Annotated in this window: 10 protein-coding genes and 1 pseudogene; 2 read left to right on the plus strand and 9 right to left on the minus strand. The window is 62.7% G+C overall.

The window, feature by feature from the left end:
* Nucleotides 1-179: 179 nt before the first annotated feature.
* Nucleotides 180-1,142 (minus strand): zinc-binding dehydrogenase, encoded by a 963-nt coding sequence (locus tag B3397_RS11745; protein ID WP_296250175.1) that lies wholly within the window; start codon nt 1,140-1,142, stop codon nt 180-182.
* 137 nt (nt 1,143-1,279) lie between these two features.
* Here B3397_RS11745 and B3397_RS11750 point away from each other — a divergent pair, with 137 nt between their 5' ends.
* Together B3397_RS11750 and B3397_RS11755 are read left to right on the plus strand one after the other, a co-directional pair.
* The gene (locus tag B3397_RS11750) at nt 1,280-3,361 is read left to right on the plus strand and encodes a carboxy terminal-processing peptidase (RefSeq protein WP_296250177.1); all 2,082 of its coding nucleotides are present in this window, start codon (nt 1,280-1,282) and stop codon (nt 3,359-3,361) included.
* A 159-nt stretch (nt 3,362-3,520) separates the two neighbouring features.
* Nucleotides 3,521-5,284: pseudogene (locus B3397_RS11755) on the plus strand (bifunctional diguanylate cyclase/phosphodiesterase).
* Between the two features lie 385 nt (nt 5,285-5,669).
* On the opposite strand, the gene B3397_RS11760 reads toward B3397_RS11755, so the two are convergent.
* The 8 genes from B3397_RS11760 to B3397_RS11795 all read right to left on the minus strand — a co-directional run bounded on the left by B3397_RS11760 (nt 5,670) and on the right by B3397_RS11795 (nt 16,676).
* A complete protein-coding gene (locus B3397_RS11760) occupies nt 5,670-6,041 on the minus strand; it encodes a hypothetical protein (RefSeq protein ID WP_296250178.1) in 372 nt (123 codons plus the stop codon).
* A complete protein-coding gene (locus tag B3397_RS11765; protein WP_296250181.1) occupies nt 6,038-6,379 on the minus strand; it encodes a helix-turn-helix domain-containing protein in 342 nt (113 codons plus the stop codon). The genes B3397_RS11760 and B3397_RS11765 overlap by 4 nt, the downstream gene beginning before the upstream one ends.
* Nucleotides 6,380-6,497: 118 nt before the next feature.
* Nucleotides 6,498-6,944, minus strand: a complete 447-nt coding sequence (locus B3397_RS11770) for a YkvA family protein (RefSeq protein WP_296250184.1) — start codon at nt 6,942-6,944, stop codon at nt 6,498-6,500.
* A 258-nt stretch (nt 6,945-7,202) separates the two neighbouring features.
* The gene (locus B3397_RS11775) at nt 7,203-7,958 is read right to left on the minus strand and encodes an FKBP-type peptidyl-prolyl cis-trans isomerase (RefSeq protein WP_296250187.1); all 756 of its coding nucleotides are present in this window, start codon (nt 7,956-7,958) and stop codon (nt 7,203-7,205) included.
* Nucleotides 7,959-8,202: 244 nt separating this feature from the next.
* Nucleotides 8,203-9,126 carry a pca operon transcription factor PcaQ gene (gene pcaQ / locus B3397_RS11780; protein ID WP_296250188.1) on the minus strand — a complete coding sequence of 308 codons (924 nt, stop codon included), beginning with the start codon at nt 9,124-9,126 and terminating at the stop codon, nt 8,203-8,205.
* Nucleotides 9,127-9,403: 277 nt separating this feature from the next.
* Entirely contained in the window at nt 9,404-9,766 is a 363-nt protein-coding gene (nirD, locus tag B3397_RS11785; RefSeq protein ID WP_296250189.1) for a nitrite reductase small subunit NirD, read from the minus strand.
* Nucleotides 9,766-12,324, minus strand: coding sequence for a nitrite reductase large subunit NirB (nirB, locus tag B3397_RS11790; RefSeq protein ID WP_296250192.1), 2,559 nt, complete (start codon nt 12,322-12,324; stop codon nt 9,766-9,768). Before nirB ends, nirD begins: the two co-directional genes overlap by 1 nt.
* A gap of 320 nt (nt 12,325-12,644) precedes the next feature.
* A complete protein-coding gene (locus B3397_RS11795) occupies nt 12,645-16,676 on the minus strand; it encodes a bifunctional nitrate reductase/sulfite reductase flavoprotein subunit alpha (RefSeq protein ID WP_296250194.1) in 4,032 nt (1,343 codons plus the stop codon).
* Nucleotides 16,677-16,958 lie beyond the last annotated feature (282 nt).

The raw sequence follows: 16,958 nt of genomic DNA on the forward strand, positions 1-16,958 counted from the left end.
CGGCGGCGCTACAGATATACGCGATCTGCTTTTAGCCCCCTCTCCCCCAGGGAGAGGGAGCAGTACGGCGGCGCTACAGATATACGTGATCTGCTTTTAGCTCCCTCTCCCTCAGGGAGAGGGCTGGGGTGAGGGGACCATCCACCACAAAACCCCCGGACACCCAGCCCACCCCACCCTCAACTCAAGCTCTCATCGATCACCAACACCACCTTCCCGGAAATCTGATTCCCCGCCAGCTCATCGAAAGCCGCCTCGGCATCGCTGATCGGAAACGTCCGAGCCAGTTGTGACTTCAACCGCCCTTCGGCAAACAGCGGCCACACATGCTGCCCCAGATCGCTGAGCAGATCCGCCTTGAACTGATCGTTGCGACTGCGCAGCGTCGAGCCCAGCAGATGCACGCGCTTGCCCAGCACCTGGGCCAGGTCCAGTTGGGCCTCACGCCCGCCCATCAGGCCGATCAGCACCCAACGACCGTCCAGGGCGATGACCTTGAGGTTGGTCTCGCTGTAATTGGCGCCCACCGGATCGAGGATCACATCGAACGGACCGAAGTCCTTCAACCCGTCCAGGCCGTCGCCGCGCACTACCCCGCCCTGGGCACCCAGCGCCTCGCAATAGGCCAGGCGTTCGGCCGAGCCGACGCTTACCCAGGTGGGATTGCCAAACGCCTTGCACAGCTGGATGGCGGCCGAACCGATGCCGCTGGCACCGGCGTGCAGCAACACCTTCTCGCCCGGCTGCAGGTCTGCCAATTGGAACAGGTTCAGCCAGACGGTCGCGTACACTTCGACGATGCCCGCTGCTTCGTGCAGGCTCAAGCCTTCCGGCACCGGCAACACGTGACGACCGTCCACCACCACCTCTTCGGCCATCCCGCCGCCGGCGAGCAAGGTACAGACGCGGTCACCCACTTGCCACGAAGAGCCTGCGCCCACCTCGCTGATCACCCCGGCGCATTCCAGGCCGAGGATATCGCTGGCACCGGGCGGCGGCGGGTAGAGCCCGGCGCGTTGCAGGAGGTCGGCGCGATTGAGACCCGCTGCGGCGACCTTAATCTTCACTTGACCTACGTCACAGTTCGGGCACGGTTGCTCAAGCCACTCCACATGTCCTTCAACGCCTTGCAATGCCTTCACGGTGCCTCCATAGTTGAGTCATGACTGAGCCCGGCGCCTTGGCACCGGGCTTTTCGCATTATGTCCGGCTTCAACGGAACCGGCGAATTCAAAGACGGCCTAATATGCGTTATCAATTGCCCCAACGGCGAATCAGCATGAAGCATTTCATTCCTAGCAGTGCCCTGGCGCTGTGCATCGGCCTCGGCACCCTGTCGATGTCTGCCAGCAGTTTCGCCGCCAACAGCTGGGACAAACTTCAGCCGGATCGCGATGAAGTAGTGGCCAGCCTCAACGTCGTTGAGTTGCTCAAGCGCCACCACTACAGCAAACCGCCGTTGAACGATGCCCGCTCGGTCATCATCTATGACAGCTACATCAAGCTGCTTGATCCATCGCGCAGTTATTTCACCGCCGCAGACATCGCCGAATTCGACAAGTGGAAGACGCAGTTCGACGACTTCCTCAAGAGCGGCAACCTGGACCCGGGCTTTGTCATGTACAAACGCTACCTGGACCGAGTCAAGGCACGTCTGGATTTCGCCCTGGCCGAATTGGACAAGGGCGTCGACAAAATCGACTTCACCGCCAAGGAAACCTTGCTGGTCGACCGCAAGGACGCTCCGTGGCTGAAGAACAGTGCCGAACTGGACGACCTGTGGCGCAAGCGCGTCAAGGACGAGGTGCTGCGCCAGAAGATCGCTGGCAAAGACTCCAAGCAGATCCAGGAAACCCTGACCAAGCGCTACAAGAACCAGCTCGCGCGCCTCGATCAGACCCGCGCCGAAGATATCTTCCAGGCTTACATCAATACCTTCGCCCAGTCCTACGATCCCCACACCAATTACCTGTCGCCGGACAACGCGGAAAACTTCGATATCAACATGAGCCTCTCGCTCGAAGGTATCGGTGCCGTGCTGCAGAGCGACAACGACCAGGTCAAGATCGTGCGCCTGGTGCCGGCCGGCCCTGCGGACAAGACCAAGCAGGTCGCGCCTGCCGACAAGATCATCGGTGTCGCCCAGGGTGACAAGGAAATGGTCGACGTGGTCGGCTGGCGCCTGGACGAAGTGGTCAAGCTGATCCGCGGGCCCAAGGGTTCCACCGTGCGCCTGGAAGTGATCCCGCACACCAACGCGCCGAACGATCAGACCAGCAAGATCGTGTCCATCACCCGCGAGGCGGTCAAACTCGAGGAGCAGGCGGCGAAGAAGTCGATCCTCAACCTCAAGGAAAATGGTCGCGACTACAAGCTGGGCGTGATCGAGATCCCCGCGTTCTATCTGGACTTCAAGGCGTTCCGCGCCGGCGACCCGGACTACAAGTCCACCACCCGTGACGTGAAGAAACTGCTCACCGAACTGCAGAAAGAGAAAGTCGACGGCGTGGTCATCGACCTGCGCAACAACGGCGGCGGCTCACTGCAGGAAGCCACCGAGCTGACCAGCCTGTTCATCGAGAAAGGCCCGACAGTATTGGTGCGCAACGCCGACGGTCGCGTCGATGTGCTCGAAGACGAAAACCCAGGGGCGTTCTACAAAGGTCCGATGGCGTTGCTGGTCAACCGCCTGTCGGCGTCGGCTTCGGAGATTTTCGCCGGTGCCATGCAGGACTACCACCGGGCGCTGATCATCGGCGGCCAGACCTTCGGCAAAGGCACGGTGCAAACCATCCAGCCGCTGAACCATGGCGAGCTGAAACTGACCCTGGCCAAGTTCTATCGCGTGTCCGGGCAGAGCACCCAGCACCAGGGCGTGCTGCCGGATATCGGCTACCCATCGATCATCGACACCAAGGAAATCGGCGAAAGCGCCCTTCCCGAAGCGATGCCGTGGGACACCATCCGCCCGGCCATCAAGCCGGCCAGCGATCCGTTCAAGCCGTACCTGGCGCAACTGACCGCCGACCACGATGCGCGCACCGTGAAGGATCCCGAGTTCATCTACATCCGTGACCGCCTGGCCCTGGCCGAGCAACTGATGAAAGAGAAGACCGTGAGCCTCAACGAAGCCGACCGGCGTGCCCAGCACACCGACATCGAGGCCAAGCAACTGGCGCTGGAAAACACCCGGCGCAAGGCCAAGGGCGAAGAGCCGCTCAAGGAACTGAAGAAAGAGGATGAGGAGGCGCTGGGCGCCGATCCGGAGAAGACCAAGCCGGAGGACGACGCCTACCTGGCCGAGACCGGACGCATCCTGCTCGACTACCTGAAGCTGAACACGTCGGTGGCGAAACATTGATGAGGTGATGGCACTTTAGTCATCAAATAGTCATCAAGCTGTCGTGAAATAGGGGCCCGCTGTGAGAACAGCGGGCCTTTTTTTGTGTGTGGTTTGGGTAGTGAGGGGGCCTGCCCACGCATCACTCAAATCAACCCCTGCACCCAAGGTAGCGACCCGATGACCATCACCGAACAGCTCAGCGCACTGGGCATGATTCTCGCCCAAGGAAGTCTGCACAGCCTGTTCCAGCCCATCGTCTCGCTGTCGCAGCGGCAGATCCTCGGTTAGGAAGCGCTCAGTCGCGGCCCGTCGAACAGCCCCTTGCACTCGCCCATCAACCTGTTCGCCGTGGCCCGTCAGGCCGGCCAGCTCAATGAGCTGGAATTCGCCTGCCGCGAGACCGCCTGCCGGCGCTTCAGCGAGCAGCGCCTGGTCGGCAAGCTGTTCCTCAACGTTTCGCCCGAATCCCTGCTCGAGCCACTGCACCAAAACGGCCGTACCCTGCAACTGCTGCAACGCTTCGGTATCGCGCCCAGCCAGGTGGTCATAGAGCTGACCGAACAGACACCCACCGATGACTTTCAACTGCTGTTCAATGCCCTGCATCACTATCGCGCCATGGGCTTCTCGATCGCCCTGGATGATCTGGGTGCCGGTTACTCCAGCCTGCGCCTGTGGTCCGAACTGCGTCCGGACTACGTGAAGATCGACCGCCATTTCATCGATGGCATTCACCAGGACGCCGTCAAACGCGAGTTCGTCGGTTCCATCCTGCAGATCGCCAAAGCCTCTCGCGCGCAGGTAATCGCCGAAGGCATCGAGCTGATCGAAGAGCTGGCCGTACTGACTGAAATGGGCGTCGATCTGGTGCAGGGCTATTTGCTCTGCCGACCTCAGGAAAACCCGCCGCGTGATGCCCGGCGCATGATCCCGCGGCAGGACAGCAGCAACCCATCGCTGAACGAGGAAGGCAGTGACCTGAGTGCCCTGATCAACGAGCAAGCGGCGGTCAATCGTGACACGCCCACCGCCGAGGTGTTGGAGGCGTTACGTCGCCAAGCCAATCTCAACTCGCTGGCGGTGTTGGGCCCCGACGATCATCCGTGTGGCATCGTCCATCGCCATTCGTTGTCGGATGCGCTGCTCAAGCCCTTTGCCACCGATCTGTTCGCCCGCAAGCCCATCAGCCGCTTGATGAGCGACGATTTTCTCGCCGTGGACATCGCTCAGTCTTTGCAGCAAGTCAGCCGTCTGCTCACCAGCCGGGCGCGGCAGCGCATCGAAGAAGATTTCATCATTACCCAGAATGGTGAATACCTGGGGCTTGGCCGAGTCATCGATGTCCTGAAGTTGATTACCGAGCTGACGATCCAGCAGGCACGGTATGCCAATCCGCTCACCTTGTTGCCGGGTAACGTGCCGATCCAGCAGTGCTTGACGCGGCTGTTGCAACAGCGTCGCGAGGCGATCATCTGCTACGTCGACATCGACAGCTTCAAGCCTTTCAACGATATCTATGGCTACGGGCGTGGAGATGAAGTGTTGTTGTGCCTGGCCCAGTGCCTGAGCGAGCGGGTGGACCCGAGCAGGGATTTCGTCGGGCATATCGGCGGCGATGATTTCATGTTGGTGATGAACCCCAGTGACTGGTGCCGCCGATTGACCCAACTGCAGGAAGACTTTCAGATTCAGTGCCGGCGTTTTTATCGGCCTGAACATATCGAAGCCGGGCGGTTTGTGTCCCATAACCGTCAGGGGCAACGTCAGGAATTCGATCTGTTGTCGCTGTCTATTGGTGTGGTGCACCTGCGGCCCGACGCCTGCGCCCGGCTGGACGGCAGCCAACTGGCGGAGATGGCTTCAGAGGCCAAGCATCTGGCCAAGGAAGTGTTGGGGTACAGTGTGCATGTGATCGACACGGAAATGGCAGTTCCGGCCTGATACCGAGGCGGTCCCATCGCGGGTAGAACCCGCTCCCACAGGGATCTGTGCCAGGCCTGGGACCGGGGTGGTGCCATCGCGGGTGGAACCTGCTCCCACAGGGATCTATGCCAGGCTTGGGACCGGGGTGGTGCCATCGCGGGTAGAACCTGCTCCCACAGGGATCTGTGCCAGGCTTGGGACTGGGATGATCCCATCGCGGGTAGAACCCGCTCCCACAGGGATCTGTGCCAGGCTTGGGACCTGGGTGGTGCCATCGCGGGTAGAACCTGCTCCCATAATGATCTGTGCCAGGCTTGGAAACTGGCTACTGCAGGCCGCTGCGGCGGCGCGAATTGGGTGGGAGCGGGTTCTACCCGCGATGGGGGCGCCGCGGTATCAAGCCCTACGAGGCACACTGCTCCGGGTAGCTGTATTCGAACACCCGCACCACTTCCGAAGCATGCCACGACGCCGCTGCCACACCATCGGAAGGCCCGGAAAAACGCCCCAGCTTCTCCACACACTCAAAAAACCCGGTGCGTGGCAGGCGGCTGGCGCCCTGGCTGATCACCAAGGAACTGCGCAACGGCTGATCGGCTTTGGCATCGATCACCGCTAGGTGTTCGAGGGCCGCCGTGAGGGTCTGCATCGCGGGGGTCGGCAATTGCAGGCGTTCGAGCAATGCGCGATAGGTCAGCAGGTGACGTTGGCGCCGGGCGTGATCGAGTTCGCTCAACAGACCATCCCACTGCTGGCGACTGATGCGCACGCTCATGAGGCCGCTCTCCAGCCCGGGACCCCCAACTCCCACGCCAGGCTACGCCTGATAGCGGCGTCCGGCTCGCGCTCACCGCTTTCGATCATACTCAGATAGGACGGGCTGATACCCACGGCCCGGGCCAGCTTGTCGATGGCAAGACCTTTGTCTTCGCGTAGATCGCGCAGCGCTGCGAAGTGGGGAAGTTCCGCGCTGCCGGCTTCAGTCGGTGCGGCTTCCAGCGTCGCCGCAGGCGCTTGAGCCACGCCTGCTGCTTTGAGCAACTGCTGATAGCGCTCCCACGGTACCACCGCATATTCCGGCTGGCCGTCGCGGCTGATGACCTGAATATCCATGTGCAACCCCCTGTAGAGTTACCAATTGTGATCAGTTGGCATAGTCGTTATGCCAATAATATTAACAGGGGATTGACGACAGCGGGGACGCGCATGTGTTCACTTGCTTACAAAGGCTTCAGCGATGGGACTTTTCCAGCTCCAACTCACCTTCACTGGCCGGAAGCCGCTCGACGATGCGCAATTTTTCCGGCGACTGGCGGTGGCGCCAGGCGCGAAAACTGTCGAGCTCGTCGGACAAGGTTTTCATTACCCAAGCCAATACGGCAATGTCATCGAGCATCCCTACGCCCAGCAGCCAGTCGGGAATCGCATCGATAGGGCTGACGAAATAGATCAGGCCCGCCACGATGGACACCAATGCTTTTGGACTGATATTGCGGTATTCGCCTCGCCAGTAGGCCAGGCAAAGGGCTTGCAGCAGTTGTACATCCTCTTTCAAGGCGCCGAGGCGGTAACCCTTGCCCTTGCGCGCCACGGCAAAAATCAAGGCCGGCAGGCGACCGCGGCTCAGCAACCGCTCGGCAATGGGCAGGAAGCGAGTGAAATTCCAGGGTGCTTTCATTGACCCTCCAGGCCTGAAAATGGAAACGAAGGTTATCCACAGTATTTGTGGATAACCTTGTGAACAGAGACACTTTTACCGCCCCAAAGCCCCAGCGCTCAAGGGGCAGGCTCAAATCGGGCGTTTTTTACTCACATAAAAAACCCCTGAAACCGTATCGGCGGCGTGGGCCGGTCCTAAGGTGGACTGTAGGGCTGAAGTGGGGTTCAAAAAAAACGCCCCGTGGGCACGGGGCGTTTTTGGTGGTGCGAGGAAAGCTTACTTGGCCGGGGCTTCTTCGGCTTCGTCAGCCTGGGCGCCCGCATCGGCCGCAGCCTTGGCTGGGTCCTTGATGGCGATCAGTTCCAGATCGAATACCAGTACCGAGTTGGCCGGAATGGTCGGGCTCGGGCTCTGGGCGCCGTAGGCCAGGTCGGCCGGGATGAACAGCTTGACCTTCTCGCCCACGTGCATCAGTTGCAGGCCTTCGACCCACCCAGGAATCACACCGCTGACCGGCAGGTCGATCGGCGCGCCACGCTCGATGGAGCTGTCGAACACCTTGCCGTCGATCAGCTTGCCTTCGTAGTGAACGGTCACCACGTCGGTAGGCTTGGGCTGAGCGCCTTCGGCTTTCTTGACGATCTGGTACTGCAAGCCGGATGCGGTAGTGACCACGCCTTCCTTCTTGCCGTTTTCCTCGAGGAACTTCTTGCCGGCCGATTCGGCTTCGGCGTTCATCTTGGTCATGCGTTCTTCGGCACGTTTCTGCAGATCGGCGAAGGCGGCGACGAGGTCGTCGTCCTTGATTTTCTGCTCTTTCTTGCCGACCGCATCTTCGATGCCCAGGGCCACAGCCTTGGAATCGAGGTCGTCCATGCCTTCCTGGGCCAGGCTCTTGCCCATGTTCAGGCCAATGCCGTAGGAAGCTTTTTGCGCCGGGGTTTTGAGCTCGACGCTGCTGGTTTGGGAGTCGCAACCCGCCAGAACCAGAGTGACCAAGGCAACCGCCGCCGCCAACCGATGCTGTTTCATGCTATTTCCTTGTTCATGCGCCAATATGGGCAATCGAGTAAAGCCGCGAGCTTATCAGGCGATCACGACCAATGGCTACCGGCATGAGAGGGGCAAAAAGCAGATAAGTTCAGGACAGCAAAAGGAAAGTCCGTGCCAGAGGGGTGTCGGCGATGCGCATGAAATTTGTGTCATGGGATGTGGTGTGCTGGCGGGGCCTATCGCCGCCAAAGCCCGCGATGCGTCAGCCCCGGCAGCCCATCATTCACCGGCGTCGATACTCCGCTGCCACCTCTCGCACCACTTCACACAACCACTGCGCCGGCAGCGCCATCGGCAGCGCTGCATTGCTGCAGATCCCCACCGACCCGCCCGGTTCCTGCACGCCCAGTTCCAGCTCGCACAACTCGCCACGGCCGATATCCAGCAGCACCGCGTCACGGGGCGCCACCCAGATGGCGTCGCTGCTTTGTACATAGCGGCGGCTCAAGGTTGGCGAGAGGGTCTCCAGACGCTGGGGCGAGGGCTCGATGGCGCACTGCACGAACAGGCTGTCGGCATGCTTGCGAATGGTGGTCCCGGCCAGCGGCAGCACCAGCGGGTAGCCGCCGACCCATTCGGGCTCGATCCGGACCGTGGCCAGCAGCGGATGCCCCGGGCGCACCACCAGCGTCATGGATTCGCTGTACAGATGCTCGAAAGCCAGCCCCTGGATCTGCGGGCTGTCGGTCATGCGACCGATGACCAGGTCAAGGTCGCCGACATGCAGTTGCGACAACAGGTAAGACCCCGGCCCGGTCGCGACACTGACCACTAGCGCAGCATGGCGCCCGTGCAGACGGCACAGCACTTCGGGCAGCAGCTGGCTTTCCACGGTGGACAGCACTCCGATACGCACCTGAGGCGCCTCATCGGGTTCGCCGCGCAAGGTACTGACGCCGTCACGCAAGGCCTGGACGCAGGGGCCGGCGTAGCGCATGAAGCGCACCCCGGCGGGCGTCAGCTCGACCCCGCTCTTGTCGCGGTCGAACAGGCGAGTCTGCAGCAGGTCTTCCAGTTCCTTAAGGGTCTTGGAGATCGCCGGCTGGCTGATGGACAACGCGTCCGCTGCCTTGGCGAAACTGCTCTGGCGAGCGATTTCGAGAAAGCACAGCAGATGACGGAATTTGATGCGAGTGTCGAGGTTCATGGCGCCAATCGTAGCATTGGGCCATGGGATTTGCTGGGGTGGCAAGTGGTGGGTTTGGCGGTGGCTGGGCGGGCCCCTTCGCGGCTGCACGCCGCTCCTACAAGGGCTCACCGTTTACCCTGATCCCACATGAACCCACGGGCGCCCGATCCGGCATGGTCCGCGTACGCCACCACCCCGCATGACCCGCATTCGCCCCGCCCCGCCCCGGATGCCCCTGCCTGCCTTCACCCTGTAGGAGCGGCGTGCAGCCGCGAAGAGGCCCGCCTGGACACCCTCAAACCACCCCGATCTCCACACCATCGCCAGCCAAGCGCACCGGCCAGACACGGATCTTCTCCTGCGGCGACTCCAGACAGCGGCCATCACTGAAACAATAATGCTGCTTGTACAGCGGCGCCGCCACCACCAACTCCCCTTGCAGGTAGCCGACGATGCCACGCCCAATCACATTGGCACCCGATTGCGGGTCATGATTGTCGATCGCGTGCAGCACCCCACCCTCCCCCGCCTCGGGCAGGTAGAACAGCGCTACCTGGGCGCCGTCGAACCACACCACCACCCCTGAATTGGCGATCAGGTCCTGGCGGTCGCACACCCATTGCCAGGCCATGGCCTGCACTGCACTCGTCGTCTGCATCACACCACCTCCTCGATAACCGGGATCATCACCACTTCGCCTGCCTGGGCCGGCCGCCGCTGGCCACGCTCCTTGACGAACTGCACCCCTGGGTCAGCGCGCTTGTCGTTGACGAAGGTGCGGAAGCGCTTGAGCTTTTCCGGGTCTTTCAAGGCGTTGGCCCATTCACATTCATACCGATCGACCACGCACTGCATCTGCGCTTCCAGTTCAGCGCCCAACCCCAGGCTGTCGTGCAGCACGACCTCCTTGAGAAATTCCAGGCCGCCTTCCAGGTTCTCTCGCCACACCGAGGTACGCTGCAGCTTGTCGGCCGTACGGATGTAGAACATCAGCACCCGGTCGATGTAGCGAATCAGCGTCTCGTCGTCCAGATCGGTGGCGAACAGTTCGGCGTGGCGCGGGCGCATGCCACCATTGCCGCAGACATACAGGTTCCAGCCATTCTCCGTGGCGATCACGCCGATGTCCTTGCTCTGCGCCTCGGCGCACTCGCGGGTGCAGCCCGACACGGCGAACTTGAGCTTGTGCGGCGAACGTAGCCCCTTGTAGCGGTCCTCGATACGCAGGGCCATGGCCACGCTGTCCTGCACACCGTAGCGACACCAGGTGCTGCCCACGCATGACTTCACCGTGCGGGTGGACTTGCCGTAGGCATGACCGGTCTCGAAACCCGCCGCGATCAACTCGCTCCAGATCTCAGGAAGCTCATGCAACTGGGCGCCGAACAAATCGATGCGCTGCCCACCGGTGATCTTGGTGTACAGGTCATATTTCTTCGCCACGACGCCAATCGCAATCAGCTTGTCGGGGGTGATTTCACCGCCCGGAATACGCGGCACCACCGAGTAGGTGCCGTTCTTCTGCATGTTGGCCATGAAGGTGTCGTTGGTGTCCTGCAACGGCACCAGGGAAGGGTCCATGATCGGCTGGTTCCAGCACGACGCGAGGATGTTGCCCACGGTTGGTTTGCAGGTATCGCAACCCACCTGCCCACGACCGTGTTTGGCCAGCATCTGCTCGAAACTCTGGATACCCTCGACCCGCGCCAGGGCATACAGCTCCTGGCGGGTGAAGGCGAAGTGTTCGCACAGGCTTTTGTCCACCGCTACGCCGCGGGCGATCAGTTCATGTTCGAACACCTGCTTGAGCAACGCGCCACAACCGCCGCAGCCGGTGCACGCCTTGGTCTGCGTCTTGAGCGTGGCCAGGTCGCCACAGCCGCTGTCGATGGCCGAGCAGATGGCGCCCTTGCTGACGTTGTGGCACGAACAGACAGTGGCCGTGTCCGGCAACGCGTCGGCACCCAGCACTGGGGCGCCGTCGGACAGCGGCAGAATCAACGACGCCGGATCTGCCGGCAAGGCGATGCCGTTCTGGGCGTACTGCAGCAAGGTGTCGTAGTAGCTGTTGTCGCCCACCAGCACTGCGCCCAATACCCGCTTGCCCTCGGCATCCACTACCAGACGACGATAAGCCGCGCCGGCTTCGTCGATGAAACGATAGCTCTTGGCACCGGGGGTGGCAGCATGAGCGTCGCCGATGGAGCCCACATCCACGCCCAGCAACTTGAGCTTGGTCGACATGTCGGCGCCGGTGAACGCGGTCGGGGCTTCGCCCGCCAGCGCAGCGGCGACGTTGCGTGCCATGGTGTAGCCGGGGGCAACCAGGCCGAAGATACTGCCATTGAATGACGCGCATTCGCCGATGGCGTAAACCTGAGCGTCGCTGGTGCGGCAGTGTTCATCGATGACGACACCGCCGCGCGGGGCGATCTCCAAGCCACTGCTGCGGCCCAGGGCGTCCTGCGGACGGATGCCGGCGGAGAACACGATCAAGTCGGTCTCCAGAAACTCGCCGCCGTCGAAGTTCATGCGGTAGCGGTACTCGTCACCGGCCACCACCGCTTGGGTGGCACGCGAAGTGTGCACGCCGACGCCCAAGGCTTCGATTTGCGCACGCAGCGCCGCGCCGCCATCAGCATCCAGTTGCACCGGCATCAATCGCGGCGCGAACTCGACCACATGGGCTTCCAGGCCCAGGGACTTCAAGGCGTTGGCCGCTTCCAGACCGAGCAGGCCGCCACCGACCACCACACCGCGACGGGCACCGGTCGCAGCCGCGCGGATGGCGTCGAGGTCGTCCAGGGTGCGGTAAACCAGGCGGGCATTGCCTTCACTGCCACTGATGGGGGGCACGAAGGGATAGGAGCCGGTGGCCAGTACCAGTACGTCGTAGGCGTGGCGTCCGCCAGCGGTGACCACTTCGCGGCGATCGCGATCGATCTCCAGCACGGCCTGGCTCAGGTGCAGGGTGACGCCATGATCGGCGTAGAGCTGGGCATCACCCAGGGCGAGCGTCTCGGCGCAGGAACCGCTGAAATATTCGGACAGGTGCACGCGATCGTAGGCACGCTGACGCTCTTCACCGAACACATGAATGTCGTAGCGCGCCACGGCGCCCCGCTCGATCAGTTGCTCGACGCAGTGATGGCCGACCATACCGTTGCCGACCACGATCAGACGTTGCCGCGGCTTGAGGGTGACGATTGAATTCATATCAGGTTCTCCGGGCCGATCACGGTGCCAGACAAAAAAAATGCAAAAAAAAACGCCTGGAGCCGAAGCTCCAGGCGCCTTTGCCTGGTGTTCTAGTGTTGTGTGTCCTGTGGGTGATCGACGGTGATCACGGGGACTTGCAGGTTGAAAAGCAGGTTGCGTGCCAAGGTGGGAGATGGGTGTCAATGCGGACGCTATCGCGGGCAGGGCCCGCTCCCACAGGGGATTCCGGCCACACCCTGTGCCCCTGTGGGAGCGGGCTCTGCCCGCGATAGCATCCAAAACCGACCCAACCCAGTGCACCCTCGCACCCTTTCGGTTCAATACACATCCCGCACATAACGTTTATCGCGGCCCATCTGGGCCACATAGGCTTCGGCCTCCTGCCGGCTCATGCCGCCATGCTCCGCCACCACCTCCTTCAACGCTGCGTCGACGTCACGGGCCATGCGACTGGCGTCACCGCAGACATAAAAGTGGCTACCCTGCTGCAGCCAGCGCCACACCTCGGCGCCCTGCTCGCGCAGACGGTCCTGCACATAGACCTTGGCCTGCTGGTCTCGGGAGAACGCGGTGTCCAGGCGATGCAGGTGACCACTGCGCAACCAGCCCTGCCACTCGTCCTGATAATAGAAGTCGTGAGCGGCCCGCTGCTCGCCGAACAACAGCCAGTTGGCGCCCTCATGACCCAACGCCTGACGCTCCTGCACGAAGGCCCGAAACGGCGCCACCCCGGTGCCCGGCCCGACCATGATCATCGGCAGCTCGCTACGGCCAGGCACCCTGAAATGCGCCGACTTCTGCACGAAGATCGGTACCAGTACCGGTGCCGAGCGGTCCGCCAGAAACCCGGAGCACAAACCACTACGCACCCGCTCGCCGCAGTGGTAGCGCACGGTCGAAACCGTGATGTGCACCTCATGGGGATGGCTGCGCGCACTCGAGCTGATGGAGTACAGGCGCGGCTGCAACGGCTTGAGCAGACCGAGCAGTTCCTCGACGTGCAACTGCAACGGGAACGCTTCGAGCAGGTCGATGAGCTGCCGTCCCCATAGCCAGTCCTTCAGTTCGTGGGCCTGGCAGGGTTCGAGTAGATGGTTGAGCAACGGATCGCCGCTGCGCTGGGCGATGAGCGCCAGCCAGTCCGGGGTAATGCGGGTGATGTCCAGATGCTTGTGCAGCGCCACGGCCAAAGGTTGCTCGCCGTGATCCTTGAGAAACACCCGCTGGCTGCTGTCCAGGCCAAGGCTGGCGAGCAGCTCCTCGACCAGGCTCATGCAGTTGCTTGGCCATACCCCCAGCGCGTCGCCGGCTTCATAGGTTAGGCCGCTGTCCTTGAGATCGAACACCACCTGGCGGATTTCCTTTTCAGCACCTTCGGCGTTGAGCACCTGATTGTGCAGAACCTTGGCCAGCCACGGTCTTTTCTTACTGTACAGCGGCGCTTCGGCGGCAGGCGACTCGACTGGCGCCGGGGCGTTGCCCAACGCCAGGTTGAGGGCCTGCAACCACTGCTGGGCCGGTTCCTGATCGTCCGGCTCGCACTCGATTCGGGCCAGCAGGCGTTGCCCGCCCAGGCTGTGCAGGCGCTCGTCGAGCTTGCGGCCAAAGCCGCAGAACTGATCGTAGCTGGAGTCGCCCAAGGCCAGCACCGCATAACGCAGCTGGGCGCAGACCTGGGCCTGGGCCTGGTCACTTTGCAGCGCGGCCCAAAGCCCGCTGGCGTTGTCCGGCGCGTCGCCATCACCAAAAGTGCTGGTCACCAGCACGGCCCGACTGGCGCCGCTGAGTTCGGCCAGCGAGACCTCGTCCATGCCCCGCAGCAGCACACTTTCACCGCGATCACGCAGGCCCTGGGCACAGCGCTCGGCCAATGCCTGGGCATTGCCGGTCTGGGAGGCCCAGAGCACCAGCACGCCAGGCTTGCCGGGCGGCGGCGAAGGCTGCGGGAGCGTCGCCGTTCGAGCGTACAGCCCGGCCAACAGGCCATCGACCATCAGCCGTTTCGCCGGGGCGAGTGGCGCGCTGCTGGGCAAACAGGGCACCCCATCCAGCGCCTGGGCACTGCGCAGGCCCAGCAGATAGCCTTGCAGGTAAAGCTGCTCATCGGCCAGCAGCGCCAGTTCCAGGTGCTCATCGAGCCCCAACAGGCGGGCCAGGGCGGAAGTCGGCATAGGGGCAGTGTCCTTGGGCATGTCGATGGCCGGCGTCTGGTCGAGGTCGAGCACGGCGATTTTCGGCGAGCCGACCCGCTGCAGCGCCACGGCAGTGAACTTGAATTCTGGCTGCTGAGAAATGGGATCGATGGCGTCGCTGGTCACGGCATTGATCGCCCAGTGCTCACCGTAGACGTCATTCCAGTGAAACGGCGCGAAACAGTCACCCGGGCGCACGTTCGAGCTGATCTGCGCGGGCAGCACGGCCTTGCCGCGGCGCGAGCTGATCTGCACCTGATCGGCCTCGCCAATGCCCAGGCGCTCGGCGTCCAGGGGGTGGATCTGGATGAACGGCCCCGGATTGAGCTTGTTCAGGGTCGGCACCTTGCCGGTCTTGGTCAGGGTGTGCCACTGGTGCTGCAAGCGGCCGGTGTTGAGCACCAGCGGGTAGTCGTCGTCCGGCAGTTCCGCTGGCGGCATGTGCGGACGGGCGAAGAAGCGCGCCTTGCCGCTGGCTGTGGGAAAGCGCACACCGTCGGCGCTCAGGTAGCGGATCGGATGGCGCGCTTCGTCCTGGTCGGGCGCACAGGGCCATTGCAGAGGTTGTTGGCGCAACTGCGAATAGCTGGCGCCGCGCAGGTCGTAGCCAGTCTGGGGGTTATGGAAGCGCTGCAGTTCTTCGTACACCTGCTCGGCACTGGTGTAGCCGAAGCCTTCGGCAAAGCCCATTTCGCAGGCCACCCGGGCGATGATCTGCCAGTCGGGCAACGCCTGGCCGGGGGCATCCACAGCCTTGGGCATCAGCGTGAGGTTGCGCTCGGAATTGATCATCACCCCCTCGCCTTCTGCCCACAGCGCAGCGGGCAGCAGCAGGTCGGCATAGCGATTGGTTTCGGTGTCGAGGAAGGCGTCCTGGGCAATCACCAGCTCGGCCGCTTGCAGGCCTTCGATCACCTGCTGACGGTTGGCGACGCTGGCCACCGGGTTAGTGCAGATGATCCAGCAGGCCTTGATGGCACCCTTGCGCATCTGCTGGAACAGGTCGAGGGTGCCGGCGTTGCCTTCCTCACGCAGGCTGCCCTTGGGGATGTTCCACAGCGCTTCGGTGTGGGCACGGTCGGCCTCGTTCAGCAGCGAGCGCTGCCCCGGCAGACCCGGCCCCATGTAGCCCATTTCACGCCCCCCCATGGCGTTGGGCTGGCCTGTGAGCGAAAAAGGCCCGCTGCCGGGGCGGCAGATGGCGCCGGTGGCCAGATGCAGATTGCACAGGGCATTGGTGTTCCAGGTGCCGTGGGTGCTCTGGTTCAGCCCCATGGTCCAGCAACTCATCCAGTTCGGTGCCGTGCCGATCCATTCGGCGGCCTGGCGGATCGCCTGCTCGTCGAGTCCGGTGATGGCGGCCACCTTGGCCGGCGTATAGTCGGCCAGGAAGGCAGGCAGCGCCTCCCAGTCTTCGGTATGGGCCTCAATGAATGCGCTGTGGGTGTGACCATTGGCGTGCAACAGGTGCAGCAGGCCGTTGATCAACGCCAGATCGGTACCGGGCTTGATCTGCAGGAACAGGTTGGCCTTGTCGGCGGTAGCGTTGCGCCGCGGGTCGACCACGATCAGGCGAGCACCGGCCTTGAGGCGATCGAGCAGCCGGAGAAAAAGAATGGGGTGACAGTCGGCCATGTTGGCGCCGATAACGAAGAAAACGTCGGCGTGATCGAAATCCTGATACGAGCCTGGAGGGCCATCAGCCCCTAGCGAAAGTTTGTAGCCGCTGCCGGCGCTGGCCATGCACAGCCGCGAGTTGGACTCGATGTGCCGAGTGCGAACGTAGCCCTTGGCCAACTTGTTGGCCAGGTACTGGGCTTCCAGCGACATCTGCCCGGAGACATAGAAGGCCAAAGCGTCGGGCCCGTGTTGGTCGAGGATCTGCCGCAGGCGTGTGCCGGCTTCGGCGATGGCGGTGTCCATGGCCGATTGCACCGGTTCATGCTCGCGGTGCTCGCGCAGATAGGCGTGCTGCATCCGCCCGGCATCGCTGAGCGGCTGCGCGCAGGTGCTGCCCTTGGTGCACAGCCGGCCGAAATTGCTGGGGTGGCTCTTGTCGCCGCTGACCTTGGTCACCCGGTTGTTCTGCACGGTCATGACGATGCCGCACCCTACGCCGCAATAAGGGCACACGCTACGAACCGAAATGCTGTTCATTGGCCCACCTTTGCTGAATTCGAAAACAAAAAAGGCGCCCGTTGCCAGCACTCTTGCGAGCGGGCAACACGGCGCCTTTGTCGTGTCTGGGGCAATCGTCGTTGATTGCGTTGTGTGGGTAGTGTCTTGCAATGACTGCGCCAAGGCGCAGGAAGCGCTGGTCAGCGGGGTTTGCCGGGGTTTCGGGGGCGCTTCGGATGGGTGGGTGCACTGTTAGTGCGCCTGCTGCACCACAGACAGGCAGATTTGTCGCGCCTGGGCTGGCCCCTTCGCGGCTGTACG

The sequence above is a fragment of the Pseudomonas sp. UBA4194 genome (genome assembly GCF_002379585.1).
Lineage (GTDB): Bacteria > Pseudomonadota > Gammaproteobacteria > Pseudomonadales > Pseudomonadaceae > Aquipseudomonas.